The 22,672-nt window shown below is 62.0% G+C and carries 30 protein-coding genes; 16 read left to right on the top strand and 14 right to left on the bottom strand.

Annotation, left to right across the window (positions count from 1 at the left end):
• Positions 1–7: 7 nt before the first annotated feature.
• From ACQKP1_RS06105 to ACQKP1_RS06120, 4 genes are all read right to left on the bottom strand, one after another.
• Positions 8–424, bottom strand: coding sequence for a SufE family protein (locus ACQKP1_RS06105; protein WP_427274593.1), 417 nt, complete (start codon positions 422–424; stop codon positions 8–10).
• Between the two features lie 118 nt (positions 425–542).
• Positions 543–863 (bottom strand): type II toxin-antitoxin system RelE/ParE family toxin, encoded by a 321-nt coding sequence (locus ACQKP1_RS06110; RefSeq protein WP_203013958.1) that lies wholly within the window; start codon positions 861–863, stop codon positions 543–545.
• Positions 860–1,120 (bottom strand): CopG family ribbon-helix-helix protein, encoded by a 261-nt coding sequence (locus tag ACQKP1_RS06115; protein WP_427274594.1) that lies wholly within the window; start codon positions 1,118–1,120, stop codon positions 860–862. Before ACQKP1_RS06115 ends, ACQKP1_RS06110 begins: the two co-directional genes overlap by 4 nt.
• 247 nt (positions 1,121–1,367) lie before the next feature.
• Complete coding sequence (locus ACQKP1_RS06120; RefSeq protein WP_203013964.1) at positions 1,368–1,832, bottom strand: DUF5330 domain-containing protein; 465 nt, start codon at positions 1,830–1,832, stop codon at positions 1,368–1,370.
• A 500-nt stretch (positions 1,833–2,332) separates the two neighbouring features.
• Here ACQKP1_RS06120 and ACQKP1_RS06125 point away from each other — a divergent pair, with 500 nt between their 5' ends.
• Both ACQKP1_RS06125 and ACQKP1_RS06130 read left to right on the top strand, forming a co-directional pair.
• Positions 2,333–3,832, top strand: coding sequence for a sensor histidine kinase (locus ACQKP1_RS06125; RefSeq protein ID WP_427276411.1), 1,500 nt, complete (start codon positions 2,333–2,335; stop codon positions 3,830–3,832).
• The gene (locus ACQKP1_RS06130; RefSeq protein WP_427274595.1) at positions 3,804–4,814 is read left to right on the top strand and encodes a peptidoglycan-binding domain-containing protein; all 1,011 of its coding nucleotides are present in this window, start codon (positions 3,804–3,806) and stop codon (positions 4,812–4,814) included. Before ACQKP1_RS06125 ends, ACQKP1_RS06130 begins: the two co-directional genes overlap by 29 nt.
• A 34-nt stretch (positions 4,815–4,848) precedes the next feature.
• Here ACQKP1_RS06130 and ACQKP1_RS06135 read toward each other — a convergent pair whose 3' ends face one another.
• Positions 4,849–5,829, bottom strand: coding sequence for a glycosyltransferase (locus tag ACQKP1_RS06135; RefSeq protein WP_427274596.1), 981 nt, complete (start codon positions 5,827–5,829; stop codon positions 4,849–4,851).
• Between the two features lie 191 nt (positions 5,830–6,020).
• Between ACQKP1_RS06135 and ACQKP1_RS06140 the strand changes: the two genes are divergently transcribed.
• The 6 genes from ACQKP1_RS06140 (at position 6,021) to ACQKP1_RS06165 (ending at position 9,461) form a co-directional block, all read left to right on the top strand.
• Positions 6,021–7,484: a methyl-accepting chemotaxis protein gene (locus ACQKP1_RS06140; RefSeq protein ID WP_427274597.1), complete on the top strand. Its 1,464-nt coding sequence runs from the start codon at positions 6,021–6,023 to the stop codon at positions 7,482–7,484.
• Between the two features lie 42 nt (positions 7,485–7,526).
• Positions 7,527–7,817 carry a type II toxin-antitoxin system RelE/ParE family toxin gene (locus ACQKP1_RS06145; protein WP_427274598.1) on the top strand — a complete coding sequence of 97 codons (291 nt, stop codon included), beginning with the start codon at positions 7,527–7,529 and terminating at the stop codon, positions 7,815–7,817.
• 16 nt (positions 7,818–7,833) lie between these two features.
• A complete protein-coding gene (locus ACQKP1_RS06150; protein WP_427276412.1) occupies positions 7,834–8,142 on the top strand; it encodes a HigA family addiction module antitoxin in 309 nt (102 codons plus the stop codon).
• 102 nt (positions 8,143–8,244) lie between these two features.
• The gene (locus tag ACQKP1_RS06155; RefSeq protein ID WP_427274599.1) at positions 8,245–8,568 is read left to right on the top strand and encodes a type II toxin-antitoxin system PrlF family antitoxin; all 324 of its coding nucleotides are present in this window, start codon (positions 8,245–8,247) and stop codon (positions 8,566–8,568) included.
• Positions 8,561–9,067 carry a type II toxin-antitoxin system YhaV family toxin gene (locus ACQKP1_RS06160; RefSeq protein ID WP_427274600.1) on the top strand — a complete coding sequence of 169 codons (507 nt, stop codon included), beginning with the start codon at positions 8,561–8,563 and terminating at the stop codon, positions 9,065–9,067. Before ACQKP1_RS06155 ends, ACQKP1_RS06160 begins: the two co-directional genes overlap by 8 nt.
• Before the next feature lie 46 nt (positions 9,068–9,113).
• Entirely contained in the window at positions 9,114–9,461 is a 348-nt protein-coding gene (locus ACQKP1_RS06165) for a DUF1491 family protein (protein WP_427274601.1), read from the top strand.
• 216 nt (positions 9,462–9,677) lie between these two features.
• Here ACQKP1_RS06165 and ACQKP1_RS06170 read toward each other — a convergent pair whose 3' ends face one another.
• Entirely contained in the window at positions 9,678–10,766 is a 1,089-nt protein-coding gene (locus ACQKP1_RS06170) for a DUF2336 domain-containing protein (protein ID WP_427276413.1), read from the bottom strand.
• Between the two features lie 389 nt (positions 10,767–11,155).
• Between ACQKP1_RS06170 and ACQKP1_RS06175 the strand changes: the two genes are divergently transcribed.
• Both ACQKP1_RS06175 and ACQKP1_RS06180 read left to right on the top strand, forming a co-directional pair.
• Positions 11,156–11,368 (top strand): hypothetical protein, encoded by a 213-nt coding sequence (locus tag ACQKP1_RS06175; RefSeq protein ID WP_427274602.1) that lies wholly within the window; start codon positions 11,156–11,158, stop codon positions 11,366–11,368.
• Between the two features lie 226 nt (positions 11,369–11,594).
• Positions 11,595–12,533 (top strand): HD-GYP domain-containing protein, encoded by a 939-nt coding sequence (locus ACQKP1_RS06180; protein ID WP_427274603.1) that lies wholly within the window; start codon positions 11,595–11,597, stop codon positions 12,531–12,533.
• 7 nt (positions 12,534–12,540) lie between these two features.
• Here the strand turns inward: ACQKP1_RS06180 and ACQKP1_RS06185 are convergent, their stop codons facing one another.
• The 6 genes from ACQKP1_RS06185 to ACQKP1_RS06210 form a co-directional block, all read right to left on the bottom strand.
• On the bottom strand, positions 12,541–13,092 hold the full coding sequence (locus tag ACQKP1_RS06185; protein ID WP_427274604.1) for a DUF1254 domain-containing protein: 552 nt from the start codon (positions 13,090–13,092) through the stop codon (positions 12,541–12,543).
• On the bottom strand, positions 13,089–13,673 hold the full coding sequence (locus tag ACQKP1_RS06190) for a DUF1214 domain-containing protein (RefSeq protein WP_427274605.1): 585 nt from the start codon (positions 13,671–13,673) through the stop codon (positions 13,089–13,091). The genes ACQKP1_RS06185 and ACQKP1_RS06190 overlap by 4 nt, the downstream gene beginning before the upstream one ends.
• A 130-nt stretch (positions 13,674–13,803) precedes the next feature.
• The gene (locus ACQKP1_RS06195; RefSeq protein ID WP_203013995.1) at positions 13,804–14,217 is read right to left on the bottom strand and encodes a DUF2442 domain-containing protein; all 414 of its coding nucleotides are present in this window, start codon (positions 14,215–14,217) and stop codon (positions 13,804–13,806) included.
• A complete protein-coding gene (locus tag ACQKP1_RS06200) occupies positions 14,210–14,536 on the bottom strand; it encodes a DUF4160 domain-containing protein (RefSeq protein ID WP_427274606.1) in 327 nt (108 codons plus the stop codon). The genes ACQKP1_RS06195 and ACQKP1_RS06200 overlap by 8 nt, the downstream gene beginning before the upstream one ends.
• Positions 14,490–14,867 carry a PH domain-containing protein gene (locus ACQKP1_RS06205; protein ID WP_427274607.1) on the bottom strand — a complete coding sequence of 126 codons (378 nt, stop codon included), beginning with the start codon at positions 14,865–14,867 and terminating at the stop codon, positions 14,490–14,492. Before ACQKP1_RS06205 ends, ACQKP1_RS06200 begins: the two co-directional genes overlap by 47 nt.
• A gap of 79 nt (positions 14,868–14,946) precedes the next feature.
• On the bottom strand, positions 14,947–15,426 hold the full coding sequence (locus ACQKP1_RS06210) for a DUF3833 family protein (protein ID WP_427274608.1): 480 nt from the start codon (positions 15,424–15,426) through the stop codon (positions 14,947–14,949).
• Between the two features lie 152 nt (positions 15,427–15,578).
• Between ACQKP1_RS06210 and ACQKP1_RS06215 the strand changes: the two genes are divergently transcribed.
• From ACQKP1_RS06215 to ACQKP1_RS06225, 3 genes are all read left to right on the top strand, one after another.
• Positions 15,579–16,472 (top strand): NAD-dependent epimerase/dehydratase family protein, encoded by an 894-nt coding sequence (locus ACQKP1_RS06215; protein WP_427274609.1) that lies wholly within the window; start codon positions 15,579–15,581, stop codon positions 16,470–16,472.
• A 132-nt stretch (positions 16,473–16,604) separates the two neighbouring features.
• Entirely contained in the window at positions 16,605–17,123 is a 519-nt protein-coding gene (locus tag ACQKP1_RS06220) for a hypothetical protein (protein ID WP_006727242.1), read from the top strand.
• 171 nt (positions 17,124–17,294) lie between these two features.
• Entirely contained in the window at positions 17,295–17,576 is a 282-nt protein-coding gene (locus ACQKP1_RS06225; RefSeq protein ID WP_427274610.1) for a hypothetical protein, read from the top strand.
• A gap of 3 nt (positions 17,577–17,579) precedes the next feature.
• Here ACQKP1_RS06225 and ACQKP1_RS06230 read toward each other — a convergent pair whose 3' ends face one another.
• On the bottom strand, positions 17,580–18,266 hold the full coding sequence (locus tag ACQKP1_RS06230) for a permease (RefSeq protein WP_427274611.1): 687 nt from the start codon (positions 18,264–18,266) through the stop codon (positions 17,580–17,582).
• Positions 18,267–18,721: 455 nt separating this feature from the next.
• On the opposite strand from ACQKP1_RS06230, the gene ACQKP1_RS06235 reads away from it, so the two are divergent.
• On the top strand, positions 18,722–19,501 hold the full coding sequence (locus ACQKP1_RS06235) for a hypothetical protein (protein ID WP_427274612.1): 780 nt from the start codon (positions 18,722–18,724) through the stop codon (positions 19,499–19,501).
• Positions 19,502–19,632: 131 nt separating this feature from the next.
• On the opposite strand, the gene ACQKP1_RS06240 is transcribed toward ACQKP1_RS06235, so the two are convergent.
• Positions 19,633–20,166 (bottom strand): DUF4269 domain-containing protein, encoded by a 534-nt coding sequence (locus ACQKP1_RS06240; RefSeq protein ID WP_427274613.1) that lies wholly within the window; start codon positions 20,164–20,166, stop codon positions 19,633–19,635.
• A gap of 236 nt (positions 20,167–20,402) precedes the next feature.
• Here ACQKP1_RS06240 and alaE point away from each other — a divergent pair, with 236 nt between their 5' ends.
• Both alaE and ACQKP1_RS06250 read left to right on the top strand, forming a co-directional pair.
• The gene (gene alaE / locus ACQKP1_RS06245) at positions 20,403–20,864 is read left to right on the top strand and encodes an L-alanine exporter AlaE (protein WP_006727247.1); all 462 of its coding nucleotides are present in this window, start codon (positions 20,403–20,405) and stop codon (positions 20,862–20,864) included.
• Between the two features lie 164 nt (positions 20,865–21,028).
• Positions 21,029–22,663, top strand: a complete 1,635-nt coding sequence (locus ACQKP1_RS06250; protein ID WP_427274614.1) for a sensor domain-containing diguanylate cyclase — start codon at positions 21,029–21,031, stop codon at positions 22,661–22,663.
• Positions 22,664–22,672: the final 9 nt, after the last annotated feature.

A 22,672-nucleotide genomic window follows, 5' to 3' on the forward strand; every position in this document is an offset into this window, starting at 1 on the left:
GGGCCGTTCAAACCAGCCGGCGCGCCGCCTCTTCGCGGATCCGCTGGATCATCGAGCGCAAGCCGTTGGCGCGCTGCGCCGTCAGGTGTTCGAGAAGGCCGAGTTGCTTGAAGAGGTCGAGCGCATCGAAGCTGACCACCTCCGATGCCTTCTTGCCGGAATAGGCTGACAGCACGATCGCAACGAGACCGCGCACGATGAAGGCGTCGCTGTCGCCGCGAAAGGTCATGTCCGGATCGGCGCCATCGCTGGATGTGACCGAGAGCCAGACCTGGCTTGCGCAGCCCTGCACCTTGTTTTCGGCGGTCTTCTCGCTGTCCGGCAGATCCGGCAGCGCCTTGCCGAGCTCGATGACGTAGCGCATGCGGTCCTCCCAATCATCCAGGAAGCCGAAGTCGTCGATCATCTCGTTCAAATTAGCCATGCTGCCCACCCGCTCGTTACGTCGGACCCATATAGTTGAGACCGACAAGCTTTTGAACTGGCTGCGGCAATGAAAGCTTTTGAGTGAGGGCGGTTGGGAGCAACGTCGTCACACGTCGTCACATGTCGTCGCTGGTGTCCGCGTCGTCGATATCGGGCATGGGCTGCTGCATGCGACCATGTCGAATGGTGACGATGTCCACGGTCTCGTCATCGGCGCGGTAGTCGATGAGATAGTTGTCCACCACAAGCGTGCGAAATCCGGCGATCTGCAGCCCGTGCAGTGTGTTGCCCGCTTCCGGGAAATCCTGCAGCAGGCTGCGCGCCCGCTTCATGGCAAGAGCAAACGTGCGTGCCGCAGCCGGGCTGCGGTCCTTCAGGTAAGCGCTTTCCTGGCGGATGTAATCGGCGGCCTTGTGCGAAAGCCGAATGGTTTTCATGCCACCTTGCCGGCGATGATACGGTCCATCTCGGCAAGCACGGCGTCGAAATCTTCGTGCTCTCCGGCGTCGATCTCTGCGCGTCCTTCGATGGCCGCAAGCACGTCAGCTCCCTCGCTCAGGAGATATCCCTTCATGGCGCGCAGAATGATATAGCTGCGCGAGCGTTCGGTCGCCTCCGCAATTCGATCGATGTCCCGGAGGACTTCGCTCGGAATACGAAGCGTGACGGATTCTGTCGCTTTGCTTGTCGACATCGTGCTCTCCTCAGGTCTGCAAGACAATGTAAGACAAATGTCCGCACGCCTCAATGCTGGCCATGGGCCGAAAAAAGAAAAACCGCGCAGCTTGCGCTACGCGGCCCGGCAAATGCCGAATTCAGTCAGGGACAGGCAGACAGGCATCCGGTCCATGGCAGGGCCGGCTGCAAGGTGGGGAGGGGCGGCTGTCCGCCCCGGAATTTGTCAGATGACCGCGTAAGCTTCGGTCATGCGCCTCAAGCTCTCAGGGCTTCGGCGGCTGGTAGGGTTTCGGCAGATGCCTCGGCCGTTCCGCCGGTGTCACCGTACCGGTGATGACGGGCGCATCGGTCTCGGCACTGACGAGCCGCGGTGTCTCGACCTGAGGCCTGATAATCTCGACGGCGCCACTCTTCGGCGCCTGGATCTCGTCGGCGACGACGGCCGTGCCCTCGTCGGTAAACTGCTGGTCGAGCAGCTGATAGGCGACGAGCGCCCCTTCGCGGGCCCGCTGACCGAGCGCCTGGAAGGTTGCCTTGCCCTTCTCGCAGACCTCGGGCTTCTCGACGCAGAGCGAGGTGACATACTCATAAGCACCGCTTGCGGCGGTGATGGCGGCACCCATGTCGAAGCTGGCGCCATCCTTTTCCTCTGCAGGCGGTGCCGCGAGGAAGGACAGCGCGACAAGCGTCGCGGTGCAATAGAAAGTTCCCTTGATAAGAAACCACATTGTCTTCACCAAATCCCTGTTGCCGGTCTTTGCCGGAACGGTCCGGGTTTCTCCCCGAACTCGTGAATTCCACCCTAGGTTTGATTCGCCAAAATCGATTTGCGAAAGACGGTCGGTTTTGATGCGAATTCGACTAAAATTTGAGTGATCTCCCCATTTCGGGACGCGTCCGTAAAACTTTAGCGGTCAGCGTTAAGCATAAATGTGGCGCTGGCCCCGCAATCCACCGCTTTTGGCCTGGTGGCGCCGACACAAATCTTAACGGCCATCAGAAAAATTGAATGATTTCAGTGCTTACGCCCCGTTAACCATGATTTGGAAAGCCTCGTTCGGCTGTCCTGTTTCGGGTCAGAACGGCTGAGCCGGGGCCCTTCCGGGGCTCTGCCTTATCTATTCCTTAAGCGCGTCGGCCTATCTTCAGACCCATAAATCAGATGAACCGGTCGCGGATTTCTGGCGTGGTTGTATTGCGTAAAATGTCGGCTGCATTGACGGTAAAGATGGACGGGCTTCTGGCCCGGCTTCTCGTGCGTCATGCCGTTGGCCGTCCGGTTGACCGGGCCGAGATCGTTGCCTTGCGCCGGCTGACCCTTGCGGTTCTCCCCGCGCTCGTCGCCGTGCCCGCCATCCTCACTTTGGTCTTTGGCGTCGCAACCGGTCTGCCGATCGGTTTTGCCCTCGTCACCGCCCTCTATCTTCTCAGCGCCCTGGTGCTGGTCTCGGGCCTTCGCCTCGGAAGCGAGCGAGACGAGGCCGAGACGGTGCTCGCGACCATCCCGACCGACCCTTACGAATATTGCCCCGGCCTCTTCCTGACGCTCGACGCGACGGGCATCGTCCGCGCGGCCGGTGGCCGTGACCGTCAGATGTTCCTGTCCTTCCTGCGCGAGCCGCTGTCGCGTGCCTTTGTCGAGCAGGTGCATGTCTCCGACCGCTTGGCCTTCGTCCAGGCGCTCGACGAGCTGCGCCTCGGCGCCGATGTCGTCGTGACCGATCTCAGGCTCGACCGTCCGGTCATCGGACTCGATCAGGCCCAATTCCTCAATGTCCGTCTCGACATGACCGCCGTCCGGTCCGACGACGGCACGCTTGCCGGTGTCCGCGCCCAGATGCTCGACATCGAAGGCGAGATGCTGATGCGCGACGAGGTGGCCCGCAAGGAAGAAGAGGCAAGTGCTGCCCACGAGATCAAGAGCCGCTTTCTCGCCGCCGTCAGCCATGAGATGCGCACGCCGCTCAACGCGATTCTCGGCTTTTCCGACATCCTGATCGGTGAGTATTTCGGCAAGCTCGAAAACGACCGCCAGCGTGAATATGTCCAGCTGATCCGCCAGTCCGGCGCCCACTTGCTCTCCGTCGTCAACACCATGCTCGACATGTCGAAGATCGAGGCGGGCCGCTACGAACTGATGCTCGAGGATGTCGATCTCGCGCAGTCGCTGACCGAATGCGAACGCATGCTTTCGCTGCAGGCCCAGACCAAGGGCGTCAAGCTGACAAGCCGTCTGCCCCGGGGCTTGGGCGAGATCTCGGCGGATGGCCGGGCGCTGCGCCAGATCGTCATCAACCTCGTCGGCAATGCCATCAAGTTCACCGATGCCGGTGGCGCCGTGAACATTGATGCCGCAAGACAGGGCAACGAGGTCACGATCAGCATCAGCGATACCGGTATCGGCATCGCGCCGGAGAAGATGGCTCTGCTCGGTCGCCCGTTTACACAAGTGCAGAACGATCTCAATCGCAACTACGAGGGTTCCGGCCTCGGCCTTTCGCTGGTAAAGGGATTGACGGCTCTCCATGGCGGCACCTTCAGGATTGAAAGCCGCGCAGGCGAGGGCACCGTGGTCTTGGTGACTCTGCCGGCGGACGGCTCTGGCGCCAGGGCTATCGGTGAAACGAACATGGTCGAATTCCCGCCGCGCCTTGCCGAGACGGGGAGTGAACTGACAAGGGGTGGGAAAGCACCGGGGCATGACGAAGCGAAAGCGAAAATCGCCTGAGAAGAAGAAGGCGGGCTCGAAGGTCCTCCTGGTTCTCTCGACGGGTGCTGGCGCCCTTGCGCGGCTTGCCGGCCGTCATCCGCGTGCCGTGGGTGGCGCTTTCTGCTTTACACTTGTCTTCGGAACGATCGCTGCCAATGCGCTGTGGTATCAGCCGGGCCAGCATCCCTCGCCATTCCTGCGCACCCGTGACGCTGCCGACTTTACCGCCCTTGCCGGCACGCCGCGCAGCCCGCTACTCAGCGAACAGGACGCGGACAACGTCACCACCTTCCGCATCGAACGCGAAAAGCCGGGCAGCGAAACGGCACCCTCGGATACGACTGAAGCCCGTCCGGCAGCAGCACCGGCTCAAACCGCGACATCAGCCTCGCCCGCGCCCGCGAGCCTCCCCGCCAATGCCGCGGAGACGGCAGGCCTCATTCGTAAGGTCCAGGATGAACTCCTGCGCCGCGGTCTCTATGACGGCGAGCCAGACGGCGTCATCGGGCCGCGCACCGAAACCGCGATTGCCATGTTCCAGAAGACCGTTGGCATGGAGGCGAACGGCCTCGTGATGCCGGAACTTTTGGCGGCGCTCACGCTCGATCGCGGCATCACCGCCGCCGTTCCGGCACAGCGCCCGGTGATGGATGTCGAAGCGCCGGGAGAAGACCCGGTTGCGGCCGCCATCCGCAATTCTGAAGCCCAGGTGGTGACCGCGCCGCGGCGTCCGGTCACAGCCGCCCAGCCCGTTCCGCCCAAAACCGTCGAACCGACGGCCCCGCCGCCGGTGCAGCAGGCGAATTTCGATCCGGGCCTGGTCATGGAAATCCAGCGCGGCCTGTCCAACATGGCCTACAAGAACATCCGCATCGACGGCGTGCCGGGCGAAGACACCCGTTCCGCGATCCGTCGCTTCGAGCGCCACTACCAGCTGCCGGAAACGGGCGAGCCGAGCGCGGCCGTCTTGAAGAAGCTGAAATCCATCGGCGCCCTGTGATTTCCTGACCCCGTGACACTGAAGCGACGGCGCTTCAGTCCGTCCAGGGCAGCAAGCCCTGATGGGGCGCGACCGGCGCCGTAAAACTTGCCGGGTGCAGGCTCTCTCCCGCCTCGATACGCTCATAGAACGACAGATAGTGCGCGGTCATGCGCTCCGCCGTGAAATGCTCCTGGAAATGCGCGTGGATCGCCGCGCGATCGAACCGCCCGATATCGCGAACTGCCTCCGCCAATACGTCGCCCTTGTCCGAAAGGCAGCCCACATGCTCCGGCACCAGTTCCGGCAGCGACCCGTAGGGCGTGGCAAAGACCGGAAGCCCGAAATACATCGCCTCAATCACCGCAAGCCCGAAGGGTTCGTGCCAGCGCACCGGAAACAACAGGCCGGCCGACCGCCCGAGCACTTCAGCCTTGCCGGCGTCGTCGACCATGCCGTGAAAGCGTGCATTGGGATCGAGCGTAAGCCGCAGCCCCATCTTCAGGTTCAGGCGATAGCCGCCAAGCACGTCGAGCCGACGTCCGGCCTTCCGCGCCACCCGGATCGCGCCGCGCACATTCTTCACCTTCCAGGCCGCCTTGGCGAGGAAGGCGAGAGATCTGCCCTCATGAGCAAGGTTAGGCTCTGGGTAGACGCGCGGATCGAGCCCGTTATGCACGAAGGCGGCACCGCCATGCCGTGCGGCGTGATTGGCGGAGACGAAGATCGAATTGCGATGCAGCCCGGCATCCGCCGCATTGCCATGGATCGTCTGGCAGGCCTTGCCGTCGAAATCGGGATCGAGCCCGACATGGCTGTGAAACACATCCGCCTCGCGCGGGATCTGCGCCTCGAGCGGCCGATCGGGATCGAAAACCGTAAGCGGTCCGTAGTGCCACGTCGAACCCGCCGGGCCCAGAAGTCCGACGACGTGACCCTTTTCGGCAAGCGCGCGGCCAAGCCAGGCGATGATGCGCTCCGTGCCGCCGTAACGCAGGGCCGGAATACGGGTATGAGTGGCGAGAACGATGTGCATGGCGGTCCTGGGTCAACTTTGCTGTGACCTAACATGCCGTGTCCTGCTCGGGCAATTCTCCGCAGGGGGGCAGGGCGGACGAGCATCGGCTGTTCACCGGACTTTCGTCTAGGTGAATTTTCGGAGTCCCTAACGAAAGGCCTCATTAATCATACCAACTGTATACTCCGTCAATTGGAGGAGGATGATCCATGACTGCTGCGATGAACGCGCAATACGATGACGACCACCAACTGGATGCGACGGAGACCCTGCGGCATCAGGAGATCGATGCAGCCACTTTGCGCGGCATCGTCCAGCGGTTGGCCGAAGAGGCCTCGACGCTCGGCGTCGATCTCGTCGATATCGCCGGAGCGATCCAGGACGTCGCCGGTATTTCCAAACGCCATGCGGTGACTTTCGACGGCATTACCCGAACAGCGCTGTCGATCGCCGAAACCAATCGCGATGTCGCGAGCACCCTGCGCGAGACGGATCAGACCGCCGGCGAAGCCCGTCGCATGCTGACCGACAGCGCGACCCGCCTGACCGGCGCCGTCGACAAGATCGATCACATGGTCGAGACCTCGGAGGAAATCGGCACGGAGATCGGCAGCTTTTCGCAGTCGCTCGCCGAGGTCGACAAGGTCGCCGAAGAGATCGGCACCATCGCCCGCCAGACCAACCTGCTCGCCCTCAATGCCGCGATCGAAGCTGCCCGTGCAGGCGAGGCCGGCAAGGGCTTTGCCGTGGTTGCAGCCGAAGTCCGCGCGCTTGCGCTGCAGACCTCCCAGGCGACCGGTGCCATCCAGGAAACCCTGAACCAGATCCGCCAGAAGATCGTCCGCCTGAACGATGCCGGCCGTGGTGCGACCGCCAGCGCCCGCGACGTACGTGAGACCTCCCAGGCGATGAACCAGTCCTTCTCCGCCATGGAGCAGGTCATCACCCGCATTCTCGACGGCTCCTCGGCCATGGCCCAGACGACCGACCAGGTCGATCGCCAGTGCTCGGAATTCGTCGCAACCCTCAGCGACATGTCGGCGGAAGTCCGCCAGTCCGACCATCACCTGCAGCAGACCGCAGGCCGCGTCGACAAGGTGGTGGCGCTTTCGGAAACCTTGATCCAGCTGACCGCCAGTGCAGGCATCCGCACCGCCGACAGCGACTGGATCGACACCGCCGTCGATGTCGCCGCCCGCATTTCGCAGGCCTTCCAGAATGCCGTCGACAGCGGCAGGATCCGTTCGAGCGACCTTTTCGACCGCAACTATCGTCCGATCCCGGGCACCGACCCGGTGCAGATGATGACCGGTTTCACCGAATTCACCGATCAGGTGCTTCCCGCGATCATCGAGCCAGTGGCGGGATCGTCGGAGCGCATCGGCTTCTGCGCTGCCGTCGACGAAAACGGCTATCTGCCGACCCACAACAAGAAGTTCTCTGCCCCGCAGCGCCCCGGCAATACGGTGTGGAACACCGCCAACTGTCGCAACCGCCGCCTCTTCAACGACCGCGTCGGCCTTGCCGCTGGCCGCTCGACGGCCCCCTTCCTCGTCCAGACCTACCGCCGCGACATGGGCGGCGGTAATTTCGTCCTGATGAAGGACATCTCCGCCCCGATCTTCGTCGCCGGCCGGCATTGGGGTGGGCTGAGGCTGGCGGTGAAGGTGTAAAGCGTCGCTTGACGATATGCACTGGTCAGCCTATCTTTTCGCATGAAGATCAGGTCGGTTCTGCACAAGGGCTTGCGTCGGTTGATCGAGGCAGACGACGGGTCTGGCCTTCAGCCAGCTGTGATCCCGAAGATCCGACGCATGATCTCATTCCTGCAGGACATGCAGAGCGAAGAAGAGCTGTATGCGGTTCCAAGCTGGAAAGCGCACCGTCTGACTGGTGATCGGAAGGGCACGTGGAGCCTGTTCGTCACGAAGAACTGGCGCCTGACCTTCCACATCGACGGCGACACTGTGGAGATCGTCGATCTGAACTACGAGGACTATCACTAGGAGGTCGAAGATGAACATGGACGCGGGCTATCGCATGAAGTCACCGGCTCATCCGGGTGACTTCATCCGTCATGAGATCATCGAGCCCCTGAACCTCAATGTGACGTCTGGTGCGGCGGCCTTGGGCGTCACGCGTGCCGCCTTGTCCGCCTTGCTCAATCAGCGCGCCAGCCTGTCACCGGAAATGGCCCTGCGCATCGAGAAGGCCTTCGGCGTATCCATGGACACCTTGATGCGCATGCAAAACAGCTTCGACATTGCAGCAGCAAGGCGTCGTGCTGATGAGATCGTGGTGGCGCCATACAAGGCTGCCGAAGTGGGTTAAATCCCAAGCCGACATCGCATGTCGGCCTGCTCGCCCTCACCATCGCCTTGCGCAGGCAATGCAGATGCATTACTTTTGCGCTTATTACCTGCGAGGCTGGCGATGACGATGCGACCCGACGAGATTTCGAAGCTGACCGATCGGTACCAGACCACGGTTCCGACGGGTGTGCGAAAACAGTTGCAACTGCGTAAGGGCGACCAGATCCGCTATCGTACGGACTCGAGCGGCCGAGTGTATATCGAAGCTGTGGCCGAAGAGCGCGATCCCGCTCTTGGCCCATTCCTGGATCTGCTGGAACGCGGTGTGATGGATCATCCCGAACGGCTGAAGCCGATGGAGGGAGCGCTGGTGCAGCGGATCGGAGCACTGGTCGGAGATGTCGCCGTCGATCTCGACGCGCCACTGTCGCCGGAAGATGAGTGAGCTCGGCGCGCCCTTCACGGCTAATGGCTGGGCCGTCTATGCCCACCCCCTTTTTCTCGATCAGTTGCTGACCCTTGCGGACGAAGTCGAAGCGCGAAAGCGCCGCGATCCGGAGACTTGGCGTCAGAAGAATGCTTCGAAGCGGCTGGCCGCGATCCTCAAGCTCGTGACGACCGATATTCCGGCCGATCCGGGAGCCCCGCAATTCCGTCAGGGTCATACGCTGGGCAGTCACCACAAACACTGGTTCCGGGCGAAGTTCTTCCAGCAATACAGGCTGTTCTTTCGCTTCGACAGCAGCCGCAAGATTATCGTCTTCGTTTGGCTGAACGATGACGACACGCTCCGTGCCTATGGCAGTCGATTCGATGCCTATTCGGTTTTCAAGAGTATGCTCGACAGCGGCCATCCGCCGGACGATTTCGATGTGGTCCTCAATGAGGCCAAAGGGGCAGGCGCTCGATTTGCGCAATTGATTAAGCCGACTGACGAACCCTGACCCTCGACCCTCGACGCCGCCCGCGCAATCCCCTAAACCCTAGCCCATGCGCATCCGCTCCGACATCTTCGTCTCCGCACTCACTCGCCGCGTCTTCTCCGACGGCGGCTATGCTGCTGTTGTCGCCAAGGGTTCGGAGGCTTCGGGCGCAGTCTTCGTGCGCCAGCGCTTCCGCGATGGTCTGGAGACGCTTTATGGCCCGGCACCCCAGGCCATGATCGATGACGAGACGCGCGACGACCGCATCTTCGAGCCACGCCTCGTGCGTGCCGAACCAGAGGCCGTGGAGGCTCTGATTGCCCGCGAGCAGAAGTTCGACAGCGATCTCTGGCTGGTCGAGATCGAGGTGGAGCATCTCGGCACCTATCTGACGCTGACGGATGGCGAAGATTGAGCGACAGCCCACTCTGCGCGGCATGGGATCAGCCCCTCGGAAGAGGCCGTCGAGCGAAGGAGCGTCGGCCATCGCCATCCACCCTCCACCCTCCCCTTGAGGGGGAGGGTCGGCGCAAAGCGCCGGGGTTGGAGTGATCACACGCGACGGCGGCTGCGAAAACCCACACACAAGCAGTCACGCCTACCGTTTACTGCCTATTGCCTCACTCAGCTTCTACCGCTTGCGCGCCCTGAGCACCTGTCGCCCATGCTCGTCGCCCACGGGTTGACGCTTTGATGCAGCCTGGTTGGCGGCGGTCAGCGGTTTGCTGCTCGGCACCGCGGTGCGTTCGGAGCCGTCACCCGCCTCGATCGTCTGCTCTTCGCCGGCGAAGGTATACCGGTCGGCACGGATCCAGCTGTCGATCCGGGCCTCGGCCTGGTCCGGGTCCATGCCGAAGAAGAGGTTTTCGGCCCGGCTCGCGCCGTTCTCGCGGCGGGAGAGATGCGGATAGATGTGTTCGAGGATGAAGATCGCCTCGCGATCCTCCATGGCAACGCCGGCAAGCGTGGTTGCGAGCTGCCGTCCGGAAATGTCGAGCAGGATGCGCTCGGCAAGCCAGCGGCTCGAGGTCAGCATGTCGGCGAGCGTCGTGGCAAAGAACCCGCCGTCATGGGTGCGGGCAAAGCGGACGAGCAACGCGGTCTGCACCGGTGTCGCCTGGCGTCGGCCAAGCCGGTCACTGCGAGGCGGACGCTGCTGATAGGCCATGCGTTTGATCGTCTGGCGCAGCGCTTCTTCGCGGCTCTCCGCTGCAGGCTCGGACACAGCGGTTGACGCAGCGCCCGGCAGGTCGCGCATTTCCAGATCGGCCATGACCGTGTCGAAGCTCGAGGGTGGAGCCTTGGCCGCCTGCGGAGTCTGAACCTCAGGCTTCGTCTCATCCGCCTTCACCTTGTCCGGTCGTGGCGGCAGCGCGTGGCGCAGCGAGACCAGGGCATCGATCACAGTCGGCGACAGGCGCTCACGCTTGACGATGGCCCGGGCATGATCGGCACCCTGCGTGCGGGCGATCATCACCAGCATATCGTCAGACAATGCAGGCGACGAGGCGAGAAAGGGGGCGGCGATCGAAATCGGCTGGGAGGCGATGAAGGCTGCGATCGAGAGCGGCAGGTTCGGACTTTGCGAGAGGGCCGCGACCGCTTCGCGACGCGCTTCGGCAGAAGACCCGGCAAACAGCGGCTGGAACAGCTCGGCAAATTGTCGGAGTTCCGACTTGCCGGGAAAGGAGAGCGCCTGGAAACTCGTGACCGTGGCCATCAGAACGACATCCTTGTTCCGCGCGCCGGCCGGCCTTTCAAGCTCCCTGAACTGTTCGCTCACGACTACCCACTCCAACGCAATACAGATGTGAGCCAGATTAGAACGAATTTGTTAGCAAGCTGTTAACTAACCTATGGCTTCTTGTGGACAGGCGGATGGTCAAGTCAGATGATTCGCCGCATGTTTCCGATATTAGGCATATGCGTACCCCGTTTCGTGGGGTGAACCGCGACAAGGGGGAACGCGTCGGAGAAAGGCGCAGATGACCCTGGTTTGTGTGAGACTTTCCGCAACATGAACCGGATTGTGCCGGCCCTCGTAAAAGGAGGGCAGGGCGAGATGACCCTCTCGACCCTCTCGATCTTTCTTCTCGAAAGGAGACGAGCATGGCGGATATCATCAGGATTTCGGACCGGCTGAACCCCTCCCGCCGTTCGGCAGGCAAACGTGAGCACAAGGCGGAGATCCTTTTCTTCACCGGCATCCGCTATGAGCGGCTGGATCCCAATGCCATCTGGCCACGGGTGGAACTGCCGACCTTGCCGGCCCTGCCAGCGCCACAGGGACCTGTCTTCGGCCCAGGCCGTCGGCCGTTCTGAGCAAGCTCTCTCGTCATTCGCCGTTGCCGGTCGTCGTGGTGCGATCCGGGCATCCGCGACGTGTTGCTGCTCAAGGCTCCGAAGCCATGTCGCACACCCGACTTCCAGCGATTCACCGGTTGTAAATCGTTTATGTAGGATAAGGTAAAATAGGAAGTCGTGGCATTACGCCCGATCAACCGCTGCCCCTGCCAAGGGCGCCTCTTGCGGAGCAGGTCGACCATCCATGCTGATGAAGATTGCCAAGGATCGCATTCGCAAGGGAATGTTCATCGAAAGCGTCGCGTGCCCCAGCCGGGAATTTGCCAGACGCCGCTTCCTGCTCAACAGCGACCGCGACATGGCGGCAATCCTGACCTCGTCTGCGACCGACGTCTCGATCAATCTGCGTCTCGGCGTCGATCCGGACGGCCGCAAGGTCGCAGCCGTCAAGCCAGCCTCGTCATCCCTGCTGCCAAAGGACATGCGCACGCGGGCCGCTCGCGGGGTCATCAAGCAATCCGCAAAGGTGCTCCGCACCAGTCTCGGCGACATCGTCTCGGGTCGCCCGCTCGACATGGCGCATCTCTCCGAGGCAGCCGACGAGAATGCCGAGCTGTGGTCCGACAGCACCGTCATCGCCCTGGAGGTGACCCGCCTCAAGAGCAAGGACGAGACCACCTATGTCCATTCGCTTGCCGTCAGCGGCTTGATGACACTTCTGGCGCGCTCGCTGCAAATGGACGACGAAACGGTGCGCATCCTCGGCGTCGCCGGCATGCTGCACGATATCGGCAAGCTGCTGATCCCCAACGAAATTCTCAACAAGCCCGGTCATCTGACCGATCGTGAACGCGTCGTCATCCGCAACCATCCGGAGGCAGGCTACCAGCTGCTCAAGACCCATCCCGAGATCCCGCAAGTAGTGCTCGACGTCTGCCGCCTGCATCATGAGGTTCTCGATGGCTCCGGCTACCCGCTCGGTCTGAAGCAGAAGGACCTGAGCGCCCCGGTGCAGTTGAGCGCGGTCTGCGATGTCTTCGAGGCGCTGACATCCGTGCGTCCCTACAAGCGTCCCTGGACGGTCTCACAGGCTCTCGACTGGATGTTTGCTCGTCCGCATCATTTCGATCGTAAGATGGTCATCCGGCTGGGCAGCGTTCTGAGCGACGAGCCGATCGGTTAAGACCTGTTCAACGCCCGATGAACGGCAGGCATTCCGCATCGGCCAGAAACGCCCTGGCATCGGCCTCATAGCTTGCCTGCGGCGCCAAAACCCGCAGCACCACATAACCTTCCATGCCCGGATGCTCGACCAGGATGGTTTCCGCGAGTGCTGCGATCGGTGTCTTTCGGAGCTGCGCCACCTGGACTGGGGTTGCAACCAGCACGTCGAGATCGCCGGCAACCGAAGTGCGGTCGTTCATCGAAAAGATCTCGTTGGCTTCCCGGTCATAGATCGCGACCGACCAGAAATCGACGCCGCCGCCGAGCGCGATCAACGACAGCGGCTGGCGGGTGATGTCGAAATGACAGACCGCGACCCTGAGATAGGGATCGAGGTTCGACAGGCCCACCGCATCGGGCTGAGCCGACAGCGGGTGGAAGACGAAGGGGGGACCCTCGGCGGTCACGCGCGTATAGGCGTCACGCCCGGTGAAATGCGGCACGCCGAGAATAATGATGATATGCAGGAGCACGGCACCGAAGAAACCGGTCAGGATGGCGTAGAGAAGCTTGCTCATTGGCCACATCCGATCTGCTCGATGACTGGCATGGCAAGACCGGAGAGGCCCGTCGAGGCGGCCGCCGGGGTGTCGAGCAGCGTCAGCACCAGCTGGAATGAGCCGGCATCGGGAATGGCGAGCCAGTTGCCGGATTTTGCCGTACGCGAGATCGTGATGTCGAATGTCCCGTCGCTACGCCTGAGAACCGTCTGGGAATTCTTCGCCGTCGGAAGTTCTGGACCCGCATCCAGGGGATTGCCGTCGGCATCGGCGGCATAAAGCGTCCACAGCCGCGCCGTCGGCGTGCGCCCGCTCATCCGGTAAGAGCAGGTCCCCGTCAGCGTCAACCCGTCCTTATCGCGATAGGCGGTGAACTGCAGCCCCTCGGCAGACCCGTAAAGCAGTCGCCCGCCCTTGGCGCGATGCGCCTTGGCGTAAGGATCGGCAGACGCCTTCTGCGCGGAGGGAAACGCCCGCCAGCCAGCCATTTCGATCGCCCCGAACCCGACGGAGGCGTTCAGCATCGAAAGCGCCGATAGGATCCCGCCTCCGAAGGCAATGATCAGCGCAGTGGCGACGATGAGGGGAACACGAAACACGGGCGGGTCGAGACCTTCGGCAATGCAGGCGCAATCGCGCCGGGCGGCAGTGCCCGAGGGGTATCACTGATTCGGGGGTGAGGGAAGTTTGCGGGGGAGGGAGGAGGAGCTTAGCGAACTCCACCCCGAGCTAGACGGCTTTGCGCGGCCGTCCGCCCTTGGCGCCGTTTGCCCGTGCTGCGGCGGCTTTGGCATCGGACGTGGCTCGACCCGCGCGGCGCGCCAGTTCTCGTGTCATCCACGCTTCTGTCCCGAAAATTCCGGCAATCAGCCCTGGCACGAAGAGGTCGACATCTAGCTCTGGCCAATGGAGATTGAAGCCGAGCCCGTCAATTTCTACACCGGCCAGTGCCTCTGGAGAGGCTGATTGCAGATCTTCGATCAAGGCCGTCGGGAAAGCGTAGACGCAACCATTGGCGAGATCGAGTACGACACGACCTGTCTGTGCGTCGTATCGCGCGGCAATCGCTCTCGGTTCTGTCTCCAGCATAGCGCGTCCGCGTGCTTCTGCAGCCTCAAGGTCTCTTTCGTCAAAGTCAGCCATGAATGCGCTCCCATTCTCTGAACAGCCGCGCCTGTTCCATCGCGACCTCGTTCAAGATGCGCCGAAGATCGGCACGGCTGATCCCCATGCTGTAGACCAGTTCCGGTTCTCCGTTTCGACCCAGCAGGTTTATCTTCGCCTGTCCGGACCCGGTGATATGAACATGCGCAGGCTCGTGATCCTGCGTGTAGATCACGAAACGGAAGCCGAAAGCGCGATGAACAACAACCATCCCACACTGTAACCCATCTGTTGGGTTATGCCAATGAGTGCTACCGCAACACCCCCGCCGCCAGCGCTCGCTGTATCCCGCGCACATCCGTGCCCTTCTTCAGAGTCTTCTTTACCGGATCATGGCTCCCCGAGACCCAGATCTTCAACTCGCTGTCGAGGTCGAAGGTGCCGGCGGTTTCGACGGAAAAGCGGGTGATAGCGCGGTAGGGGACGGACATGTAGTCGACCTTCGAGCCGGTAATGCCCTGCACGTCGATCAGGATCAGTCGCTTTTCGGTGAAGACAAAGACGTCGCGGATGACCCGGAAGGCGAGCGAGACGCGCTCGCCCTCAATCAAGACGCCGTCCAGCCGCTTGGCGAGATCGGCTGGATCGACGCTCGATCCATGGCCCAGCAATCCGTCGAACAAACCCATCGTGATCCTCCAACTGTGGTTAGAACGGAGATGGGAAGGGCATCTGACGTCGTCAAGCGCCCACTATCGAGCTGATCGCTCAACCCACCCGCTCGTAAAACGCCTCCAGCGTCGCTACTTCCACCCCGAGCTTGGTCAGCGAGGCATGCACGCTCATATGCCGCTCGTCATGCAAAATGAACCAGTCGTCGAAACCGAAACGGGTCTTCGAACCATCGGCATCGGGAACGTCGCGGGCATATTGCCAGCGAAAGGCGCAGCCGGATTGTTCGCCCTCTGCCGTGCCTTCGATCAGCGTCTCGCGGCCCTCATAGCGGTTTTCGCTGCGTTTCAGGATTGTCCAGGTCAGCGTGTCGGAGTGGCCGTCGTCGAAAAAATAGTCTTCCGTCAGCGACAGCACATTGGCGCTTGCGTCAAAGCGCCCGCGGGCATCGATCGTGAACCGGTTCTGGAAGCCGCCCAGCCTCCCGATGGTCATGCCATAGCCGCGCAGCGTGCCGGAGAAGAACTCCTCCAGAATGAACTTGGGCTCTTTGTCTGCAAAATCCTCGAGTTTCAAGGCGTCTCTCCTCGGTTGCCGAATGGTCCGGTGAAACACGGGGAAGGCGGCTCGGGTTCCCCTGGGAGATCAAGGCGCGCTTTAGCCCCTTACGCTTTTGCCTCCGCCGCGCTATCTGGTCGCCAGACAACCCATTTTCGAGGAGGATCACCATGGGCAAGCGGATCGTGTTCACCGGCGGCAGCGGCAAGGCGGGGCGCCATGTCGTGCCTTATCTCTTAGGTAAGGGCCACAAGGTGCTGAATGTCGACCGCGCCGTGCTCGACGTTCCAGGCGTGCACACCCTGCTGACCGACGTCACCGATGCCGGCGAGGTCTTCAACGCGCTCTCCTGCCATTTCGGCTATGACGGTTATGAACAGGAGGGCGGCCCGAAGCCGGTCGATGCGGTCGTGCATTTCGCCGCCGTCCCGCGCATCCTGATGCATCCCGACAACAAGACCTTCGCGGAAAACACCGTCTCGACCTACAACGTCATCGAGTCTGCCGCAAAGCTCGGCATCAAGAAGGTGATCATCGCCTCTTCCGAGACCACCTATGGCGTCTGCTTTGCCGAAGGCGACAAGGACTACAAGGAATTCCCGCTGACCGAAGACTATGACGTCGATCCGATGGACTCTTACGGCCTGTCCAAGGTCGTCAACGAAAAGACCGCCCGCGCCTTTGCCATGCGCTTCGGCATCGATGTTTACGCGCTCAGGATCGGCAATGTCATTTCGCCCGAGGATTATGCCAACTTCCCCGGCTATCTCGCCGATCCGCCATGCCGCAAGCGCAATGCCTGGTCCTATATCGATGCCCGCGATCTCGGCCAGATCGTCGATCTCTGCGTCGCAAAGGACGGCCTCGGCTTCCAGGTCTTCAATGCCGTCAACGACACGATCACCGCGACCGTGCCGACCCGCGAATTCCTGGCAAAATATGCCCCGAACACGCCGATCACGGGCGAGATCGACGGCTTCGATGCACCCCTGTCGAACCGCAAGATCCGCGAACTCCTCGGCTTCAAGGAAGAGCATGACTGGCGCAAATACGTGAAGGTCTGACGACCGCCACCGCCCTTCAAATCTCGCTCACTCGAATGTCAGCCATCCGGAGCCGATCCGGATGGAACATCGCAGTCAGTCTGCCATTATCCCCTTGTTATCGTAATAGACGAATGAATGAGGGAGACTGATATGGCCCAGGCGCGCCGGATGGAATTGCGACTTCTCGACGAGACCGAGAAGGAACTGGTGGAAGCCTCGCGGCATCCGCACCTTGCCGAGCGGACGGATGAGGATCTCTCCTCGCTCCGCAAGAACCTGCGTGACCGTCGCGATCGCGCTCGTGACATCGCCAGCCGCCAGCGTCGCGAAATGCGTGGCAAGGCTGCGCCCTCGGGCGCGAAGCCTGCAGCAGACAATGCCGGCAGCCGCGAGAAGTTCGCCGCCCTCTCTGCCGCTCTCCAGCGTGTCAACGGCGAGATCGCCCGTCGCAAGCGCTTCTCCTCCCGCGAGGAACTGAAGCGCAATGCCGAAAAGGCATTGGAGATGCGCCGCGCGGCGAGCCGCCCCAACCGCCCGACCTCGCGCCGTGCCAAGAAAGGCATGCGCTCGGTGCCCAATGAGCGCGGTCCGGACCTCGTCAACCCGATGGAAGTTGGACGCGTTTCGCAGTTCGTCAAGAACGGCCAGGCGCGGCGCGACAGCCGCTGACGACATCACGTGAACACTGTTGGCAGTGAACCAGGGCGGCTTCGGCCGCCCTGTCATTTTTTAGGGGTAAAAACCTAAAATGGAGGATGAAAAGGCCTCGTTTTTCACATATGAGGAATTTGGAAAAACCCTTCATTTCTAGGGTTTATTGACGGCCCCGGAAGATCAGCCTTGCCAGAAAAGCGCATGGAAATCGCCAACTACGCGCAGACCGAAGTGCGCGGCCAGAGCTTCGTCACCTTCGATGTGGCGATGCAGGGGCATGTGATCTCGACGATCGATGCCCCCATCCTTTCGGGGCGTATTCTCTGGTCTCATGCGGCAATCCATGGCTATCGCGATTTCGATCCGCGGGAACGCACGGAGCTGGAGGCCGAGCTCGGCCGCATTTTGCTTGGCGAACATGCTGCAGAGAACGGCGAGCGGGACGAACGCCCTGTCAGCCGGCAATGATCCTCAACCCGGTGCAGTCCAGCGGGGCAGTAGCAGCGCTACACCGACCGCCAAGGCAAGGGCGGCCGTGATCGCCACGAAAAAGGCGAGGAGAAAGAGCCCCGTCGCCCGGATGCCGCCGACCCCCAGATCGCGCTGAAACCAGCGGATCTCCGCCTGCCCATACCAGACGACCGCGCCCAGGAAGATGGCTGCGGCATAAGGCAGGCCCCGATCCGCTGGGATCAGCAGACAGTCGACGGAAAGACCGATCAGGAAAACAAAAGGCGCTGCCACATAGCATTGACTGAAGAAGGGCGGGCGAAGCGTGGAGCGGGTCAGGATCAGCCCCTTGTTGCGGATCAGCGTCACGGCCATGACCATCGGAAAGATCCCGAAGACGACGCCACGGAGAATGAGCAGATTGGACTGGGAACGGGTGAGAGCGTCGACTTCCGCTGAGGATGCAACGGAAGGAAATGCCGTTGACAGGGCCTGGGAGAGCAAGAGCGTGATCAAGAGAAATAGGGGCGGACTGATCGTATCGTCATATTGGTCTTCCAGCCTGTCCTCCAGCTCGTCATCGGCATAGCGCATCATGCTGAGTGGCCGGGTGAAGGCGCGCCAGAAGGTCAAGGGATAGAAGACCAGCCAGGAGACGAGCTCGTAGAGCAGTTCCTCCAGCGACTTCAACAGCCTCATGAAATCCATGCATATTCCCCAAGTGACCTATGGCGACCGATCGTCCTTGGCAGGCCGCATGCGACGATGCCAGCCGGGAGCAGGGGGCGCAAGACCGGCGCGACAAAGCCGCCGCATCCGGTCCATCTGCAGCTCGGACCCCAACCTTGCCTCACTCGCAGATTCTCAAGCCCTGCAGTGGGCTTGCCCTCATCCTGAGGTGGGAGCGAAGCGACCCTCGAAGGACGGGGCGGGTGAGGGCATCTGGGCCTCGATCCTTCGAGGCCTGCTGACGCAGGCACCTCAGGATGAGGGTGGAGATCGCCCGCAAAGCAGCGCGTGGCGATGATCACGAAGCAGGCATGCTCAAGCGATCATCCTCCCCCGACCTTGCTCCAGCGCCTCCCTGCGAGGAGAGGTGTCCGCCCTTGTGAATCGCCCCACCACCTGCCAGTGTCACCCGGCTTGAACCTGCCGGAGACCGAATGCTCGCCCTTTTCCGCAAGACGCCGATCCTCGGCGCGCTTCTCGCCCAGGTCGTCGCCCTGCCGGTGGTGGCCGCCGTGACGGCGCCGCTCTCGACCTCGGTCGAACGCCTGCCGCTGATCATGATCGCGCTTGTTCTGCAGGGAGCGCTTGCGGCACTGATTTGTGCGCTTCTGCGCCTTCCGCGCTGGTGGCTGCTGATTGCCTTTCTCTTTCCGCTGGCCATGGGCTCGACCATGCTGATCGGCAATCTGCCGGCCTGGCCCTTTGGCCTCGCCTTCCTCCTCCTGGCGCTCGTCTTTTCCAATACCACCCGTGGCCGCGTGCCGCTCTATCTCACCAACCCCGAAACGGCTTCGGTCCTGAAGGACATGATGCGCGATCGCGGTGCGACCCGCATGCTCGACCTCGGCTGCGGACTTGGCGGCGTGGTCCGCGCGCTGGACGGCGAGGGACGGCGGGCGCGGGGCGTGGAGAATGCGCCGGCCGTCTATCTCGCAGCCCGCCTCCTGTCGCGTATCGCGGGCAAGGGCGAGATCCGCCGCGGCGATATGTGGAAGACGGATGTCTCGCAGGAAGATCTAGTCTACGCCTTCCTCTCGCCCGCCCCCATGGCCGCCCTCTGGCAGAAATTGTCCAGCGAAATGAAGCCCGGCAGCCTCTTCGTCTCCAACAGTTTTGCCGTGCCGGATGTCGATCCGGATGAAATCTGGGAATTGTCGGACGCCCGCAAGACACGGCTCTTCCTCTATCCGATCGGCAAACCGGAGGAGGGATGAGCGCTGCTCTCCTCCCACAGGGCGGGGAAAAGGGGGCCAAGGCAGGATGAGGAACTGAGGACGCCAAGCTCGGCCGCGCGTCGCGCCGGTGACCTCTCACGTCACCGCGAACTCCCACATCTCAACGCGGATCAACTTGACCCAAAGCCGGCCGCGTCAAGCATTTTGCGAAGCTCTGTGTCCGTCGCCTGTTCCAGAGACAGCAGGCCGAGATAGCCATCGCCCTCTTGGGCCAGGGCCGACCAGAAGGCCGGCTCGGTCTTCAGCCCCTTCCGCCGCAGCGCCAGGATGGCCTCTTTGAACCCGTCACCGCCGAGCGCCAGCAAACGCCGCTCGATCTCGAAATGCCGCCACCCGAACTGTTCGGCAACGGGCAAGGGGCTGGCGAAGATTTCGAAATCCCACCCGCAGGCTTGAAACGTCGCGATCACCGGACGGTCGTCCGCGATCCACTGCCAGATACGAAACCCGCTCATCCCGCCATAGGACCGCACCACATCGGCAACGAACGCCTCGGCATCCGGCGCACAGCAGAGAATGTCGATATCGCTGGTCAGGGTATCGACCCTAAGAGGCGGCGTGCCCGCGATATGCGGATCATAAGCCGCAAGGGCCTCCAGGATGCCGATTTGATCCACGGCAGTCTGATGGTCGGTCCGTGACACTGGCTCGCCCCGAGAGAGGAATGGGTCGCTTTCCTAACGCCCGAGGGGGAGCGGATCAAGGCGGGTCCGTCTCAGGGGCGGGCTTGAAACCCGTAAGGTTCTGGCAGAGGCTTTGTCGCGATGACTTTCGCCTCCGCGCCAGCAGGAGCGGTCATTGGTTCGTCTAGTTCTGGAACAAACCCAACATCGGGACGCTATGTCTCCTGAGGGCATGAACAGGCGACGGGAGAGATGACTTGTCAGAGACCACGACGCGATCAGGAAGCACGCGGGCCTATGTTGCGGATACGCTGGCCTTGATCCTTTTCTTCACCACAACCGGCATCATCAATGAACGGTTCATTGCCGGAATGACTTGGGAGCAGGTGCTTCATGCACGTCTGATCGGGGGCGTTCTGATGGTTCCGGTGGGACGGCCTTATGGCATGTGGCGTGACTGGATGATGAGCCATGCGAAGGAAACACGCGTTTCCCAGCTTTTCTGGGACAGTTCGGCACTGATGAGCTTTCAGGTGCCGATTTATGCTGCGATCATTGCATTCAGCGGAGCCACCGGGGATGGGCTGATACGGGGTGTGCTGGGTGCAGCACTGATGATGATCGTGCTCGGCCGACCCTACGGAGCCTTCCTCAACTGGATACGGCACCTCTTCGGGCTGCCGCCTGGAGGCGAAAAGCCGATGTCACTGAACACCTGAACGCAAGGGAAATTTCGGGCCGGGCACAGCCGCAACTGCGTTAAGAGCCGATGCAGTCCTTTTGGCTTCACCGGCTCTTAACGGCATCAAAAGCTTTCTGCGCTATCGCAAAGTCTATGATTTCGAACGGTTTCTTTAAAGTCTTAACGATATCTCTGCTTCTGGTGGCGCTGGCAAGATTGGGTGCCGACGCCGCCCATGCGAGCGATTCCGCCAGCATTCGCCCCTCCTGCTGGGCTGAATCCACGCTGTCGGAAGATCCCGTTGCGGTGGCGCGGGATGATGAAAGATGGTCCTGCTCAGGCGCCGGCCAGAGTTTCTCGATCGCTGCCGAGCGCGTGCTCCTTCGCTTCGACATCCAAGCCGATCAGACGCCGCCCCGCTATCTGCTCTCGAGGCGGAGCGCACTCGAAACCGTGCATCTGCTGGCAATCGATCAGGATGGCAGAATGCGCCAGACGTCCCTTCCTGCCGCTTCCTTGCGCAGCTCGATGGCTGGCGGCTACTTCAGCGCCCCCCTGCCGGTCCTCACGCAGATGACCCGGCACGTCGTCGCGGTGATTGACCGGCCGTCTCACCGAATGACCCTGGAGAACGCCTATCTCTCGCCCGTTGATGCGGGCGCGGACACCGACGATCTGCGCTTTCTGCTGCTCCTTGCCGGGCTCACCGGCATGCTCGTCATGCCTCTCATATTCAATGCGGCATTCTACCGAGCCCTCCGGCAATCCTTCGTTCTCTGGCACTCGGCTCTCACTTTGTCGATGCTGATGACGATTGTCGTCACGTCCGGTCTGGCGGTCGTGTTCTTCGACCCGCCGCCCATGATGCTGAGCGCCATGACCACGTTGATCTTCGGGCTTACGATCAGCGCAGGCGTGATGTTCACCCATAGCTTTATCGAGCAAGGCAAGCTGCATCCGCTCCTGCGGCGCATTCTCCCCTATTGTGCCGCCTGGGCGATCTTCCTCAGCCTCTTTCACGCGAGCTTTCCCTTCGTCGCACGCCCGGTGCAATCTGCCGTCTATACGGCAGCATTTGCGCCGGTTCTGGCCGTCTTCCTGGTGTCGATGATCGACGCCTTGCGTCGTGGAAGCCGCGCCGCAAGATTCCAGGCCATCGGTTACGCGCCTTTGATCCTGGTCGGGCTGATCCGGATCGTCACGGGTGTCGTGCCCGGGCTGCCGAGCACCGACGCCATGCTGCTGTTCTATTTCGGCTGCATGTTCGAAGTGCTGCTCACGGCGCTTGGCGTGGCCGATCGTCTTGTGATCATCAGGCGAGAGCGTGATCGCGCGCGGAGTGAGGCGGATCTGCTGGAACGGCTGTCCGAAACCGATCCACTGACCGGGTTGCTCAACAGGCGGGCGATCGAACGGCAGTTCGAGCAGCTGCGGGCCGACCGTTTTACCGCCCTCGCTGTCGTGGACCTCGATCATTTCAAGGCGATCAATGATGGCTACGGGCATCACATCGGCGATGAGGTGCTAAAGGCCGTGGCCGTCGCGCTGGAGGCAGGTCCGGACGTGCGCGCCTATCGCCTGGGTGGCGAAGAGTTTCTACTGGTGCTGCGCGGGAACGACGTGGAGAAAGAGGCCGAGCGTCGACGTGAGGCGATCCCGACGACCGTCGCCGGTGCCGTTCCCGTTGTCCAGGGACTGGTGACGGCGACCATGGGCATCACCTTCATCTCAGGCGGTGAGAGCTTCCCGAGATTGTATGAACGGGCAGACAAGCTGCTTTACGAAGCCAAGAGCGCGGGACGGAACAGAACCCGCGGGGCGACGGGTGAGACCTAGGCGTCGAAG

It is taken from the genome of Allorhizobium sp. NPDC080224, assembly GCF_050281005.1.
Taxonomy (GTDB): Bacteria; Pseudomonadota; Alphaproteobacteria; order Rhizobiales; family Rhizobiaceae; genus Allorhizobium.

Bases quoted from the DNA above. Each gene is read 5' to 3' on its own strand.
- ACQKP1_RS06130 (WP_427274595.1), top strand. From the start codon at position 3,804: ATGACGAAGCGAAAGCGAAAATCGCCTGAGAAGAAGAAGGCGGGCTCG.
- ACQKP1_RS06105 (WP_427274593.1), bottom strand. From the start codon at position 424: ATGGCTAATTTGAACGAGATGATCGACGACTTCGGCTTCCTGGATGAT.
- ACQKP1_RS06205 (WP_427274607.1), bottom strand. From the start codon at position 14,867: ATGGGTTTGTTCGACGGATTGCTGGGCCATGGATCGAGCGTCGATCCA.
- ACQKP1_RS06215 (WP_427274609.1), top strand. From the start codon at position 15,579: ATGGGCAAGCGGATCGTGTTCACCGGCGGCAGCGGCAAGGCGGGGCGC.
- ACQKP1_RS06160 (WP_427274600.1), top strand. From the start codon at position 8,561: ATGAGTGAGCTCGGCGCGCCCTTCACGGCTAATGGCTGGGCCGTCTAT.
- ACQKP1_RS06120 (WP_203013964.1), bottom strand. From the start codon at position 1,832: ATGTGGTTTCTTATCAAGGGAACTTTCTATTGCACCGCGACGCTTGTC.
- ACQKP1_RS06185 (WP_427274604.1), bottom strand. From the start codon at position 13,092: ATGAGCAAGCTTCTCTACGCCATCCTGACCGGTTTCTTCGGTGCCGTG.
- ACQKP1_RS06175 (WP_427274602.1), top strand. From the start codon at position 11,156: ATGGCGGATATCATCAGGATTTCGGACCGGCTGAACCCCTCCCGCCGT.
- ACQKP1_RS06115 (WP_427274594.1), bottom strand. From the start codon at position 1,120: ATGTCGACAAGCAAAGCGACAGAATCCGTCACGCTTCGTATTCCGAGC.
- ACQKP1_RS06170 (WP_427276413.1), bottom strand. From the start codon at position 10,766: ATGGCCACGGTCACGAGTTTCCAGGCGCTCTCCTTTCCCGGCAAGTCG.
- ACQKP1_RS06230 (WP_427274611.1), bottom strand. From the start codon at position 18,266: ATGGATTTCATGAGGCTGTTGAAGTCGCTGGAGGAACTGCTCTACGAG.
- ACQKP1_RS06155 (WP_427274599.1), top strand. From the start codon at position 8,245: ATGACGATGCGACCCGACGAGATTTCGAAGCTGACCGATCGGTACCAG.
- ACQKP1_RS06140 (WP_427274597.1), top strand. From the start codon at position 6,021: ATGACTGCTGCGATGAACGCGCAATACGATGACGACCACCAACTGGAT.
- ACQKP1_RS06220 (WP_006727242.1), top strand. From the start codon at position 16,605: ATGGCCCAGGCGCGCCGGATGGAATTGCGACTTCTCGACGAGACCGAG.
- ACQKP1_RS06195 (WP_203013995.1), bottom strand. From the start codon at position 14,217: ATGGCTGACTTTGACGAAAGAGACCTTGAGGCTGCAGAAGCACGCGGA.
- ACQKP1_RS06150 (WP_427276412.1), top strand. From the start codon at position 7,834: ATGGACGCGGGCTATCGCATGAAGTCACCGGCTCATCCGGGTGACTTC.
- ACQKP1_RS06200 (WP_427274606.1), bottom strand. From the start codon at position 14,536: ATGTGCGCGGGATACAGCGAGCGCTGGCGGCGGGGGTGTTGCGGTAGC.
- ACQKP1_RS06145 (WP_427274598.1), top strand. From the start codon at position 7,527: ATGAAGATCAGGTCGGTTCTGCACAAGGGCTTGCGTCGGTTGATCGAG.
- ACQKP1_RS06235 (WP_427274612.1), top strand. From the start codon at position 18,722: ATGCTCGCCCTTTTCCGCAAGACGCCGATCCTCGGCGCGCTTCTCGCC.
- ACQKP1_RS06125 (WP_427276411.1), top strand. From the start codon at position 2,333: ATGGACGGGCTTCTGGCCCGGCTTCTCGTGCGTCATGCCGTTGGCCGT.
- ACQKP1_RS06135 (WP_427274596.1), bottom strand. From the start codon at position 5,829: ATGCACATCGTTCTCGCCACTCATACCCGTATTCCGGCCCTGCGTTAC.
- ACQKP1_RS06165 (WP_427274601.1), top strand. From the start codon at position 9,114: ATGCGCATCCGCTCCGACATCTTCGTCTCCGCACTCACTCGCCGCGTC.
- ACQKP1_RS06180 (WP_427274603.1), top strand. From the start codon at position 11,595: ATGCTGATGAAGATTGCCAAGGATCGCATTCGCAAGGGAATGTTCATC.
- ACQKP1_RS06110 (WP_203013958.1), bottom strand. From the start codon at position 863: ATGAAAACCATTCGGCTTTCGCACAAGGCCGCCGATTACATCCGCCAG.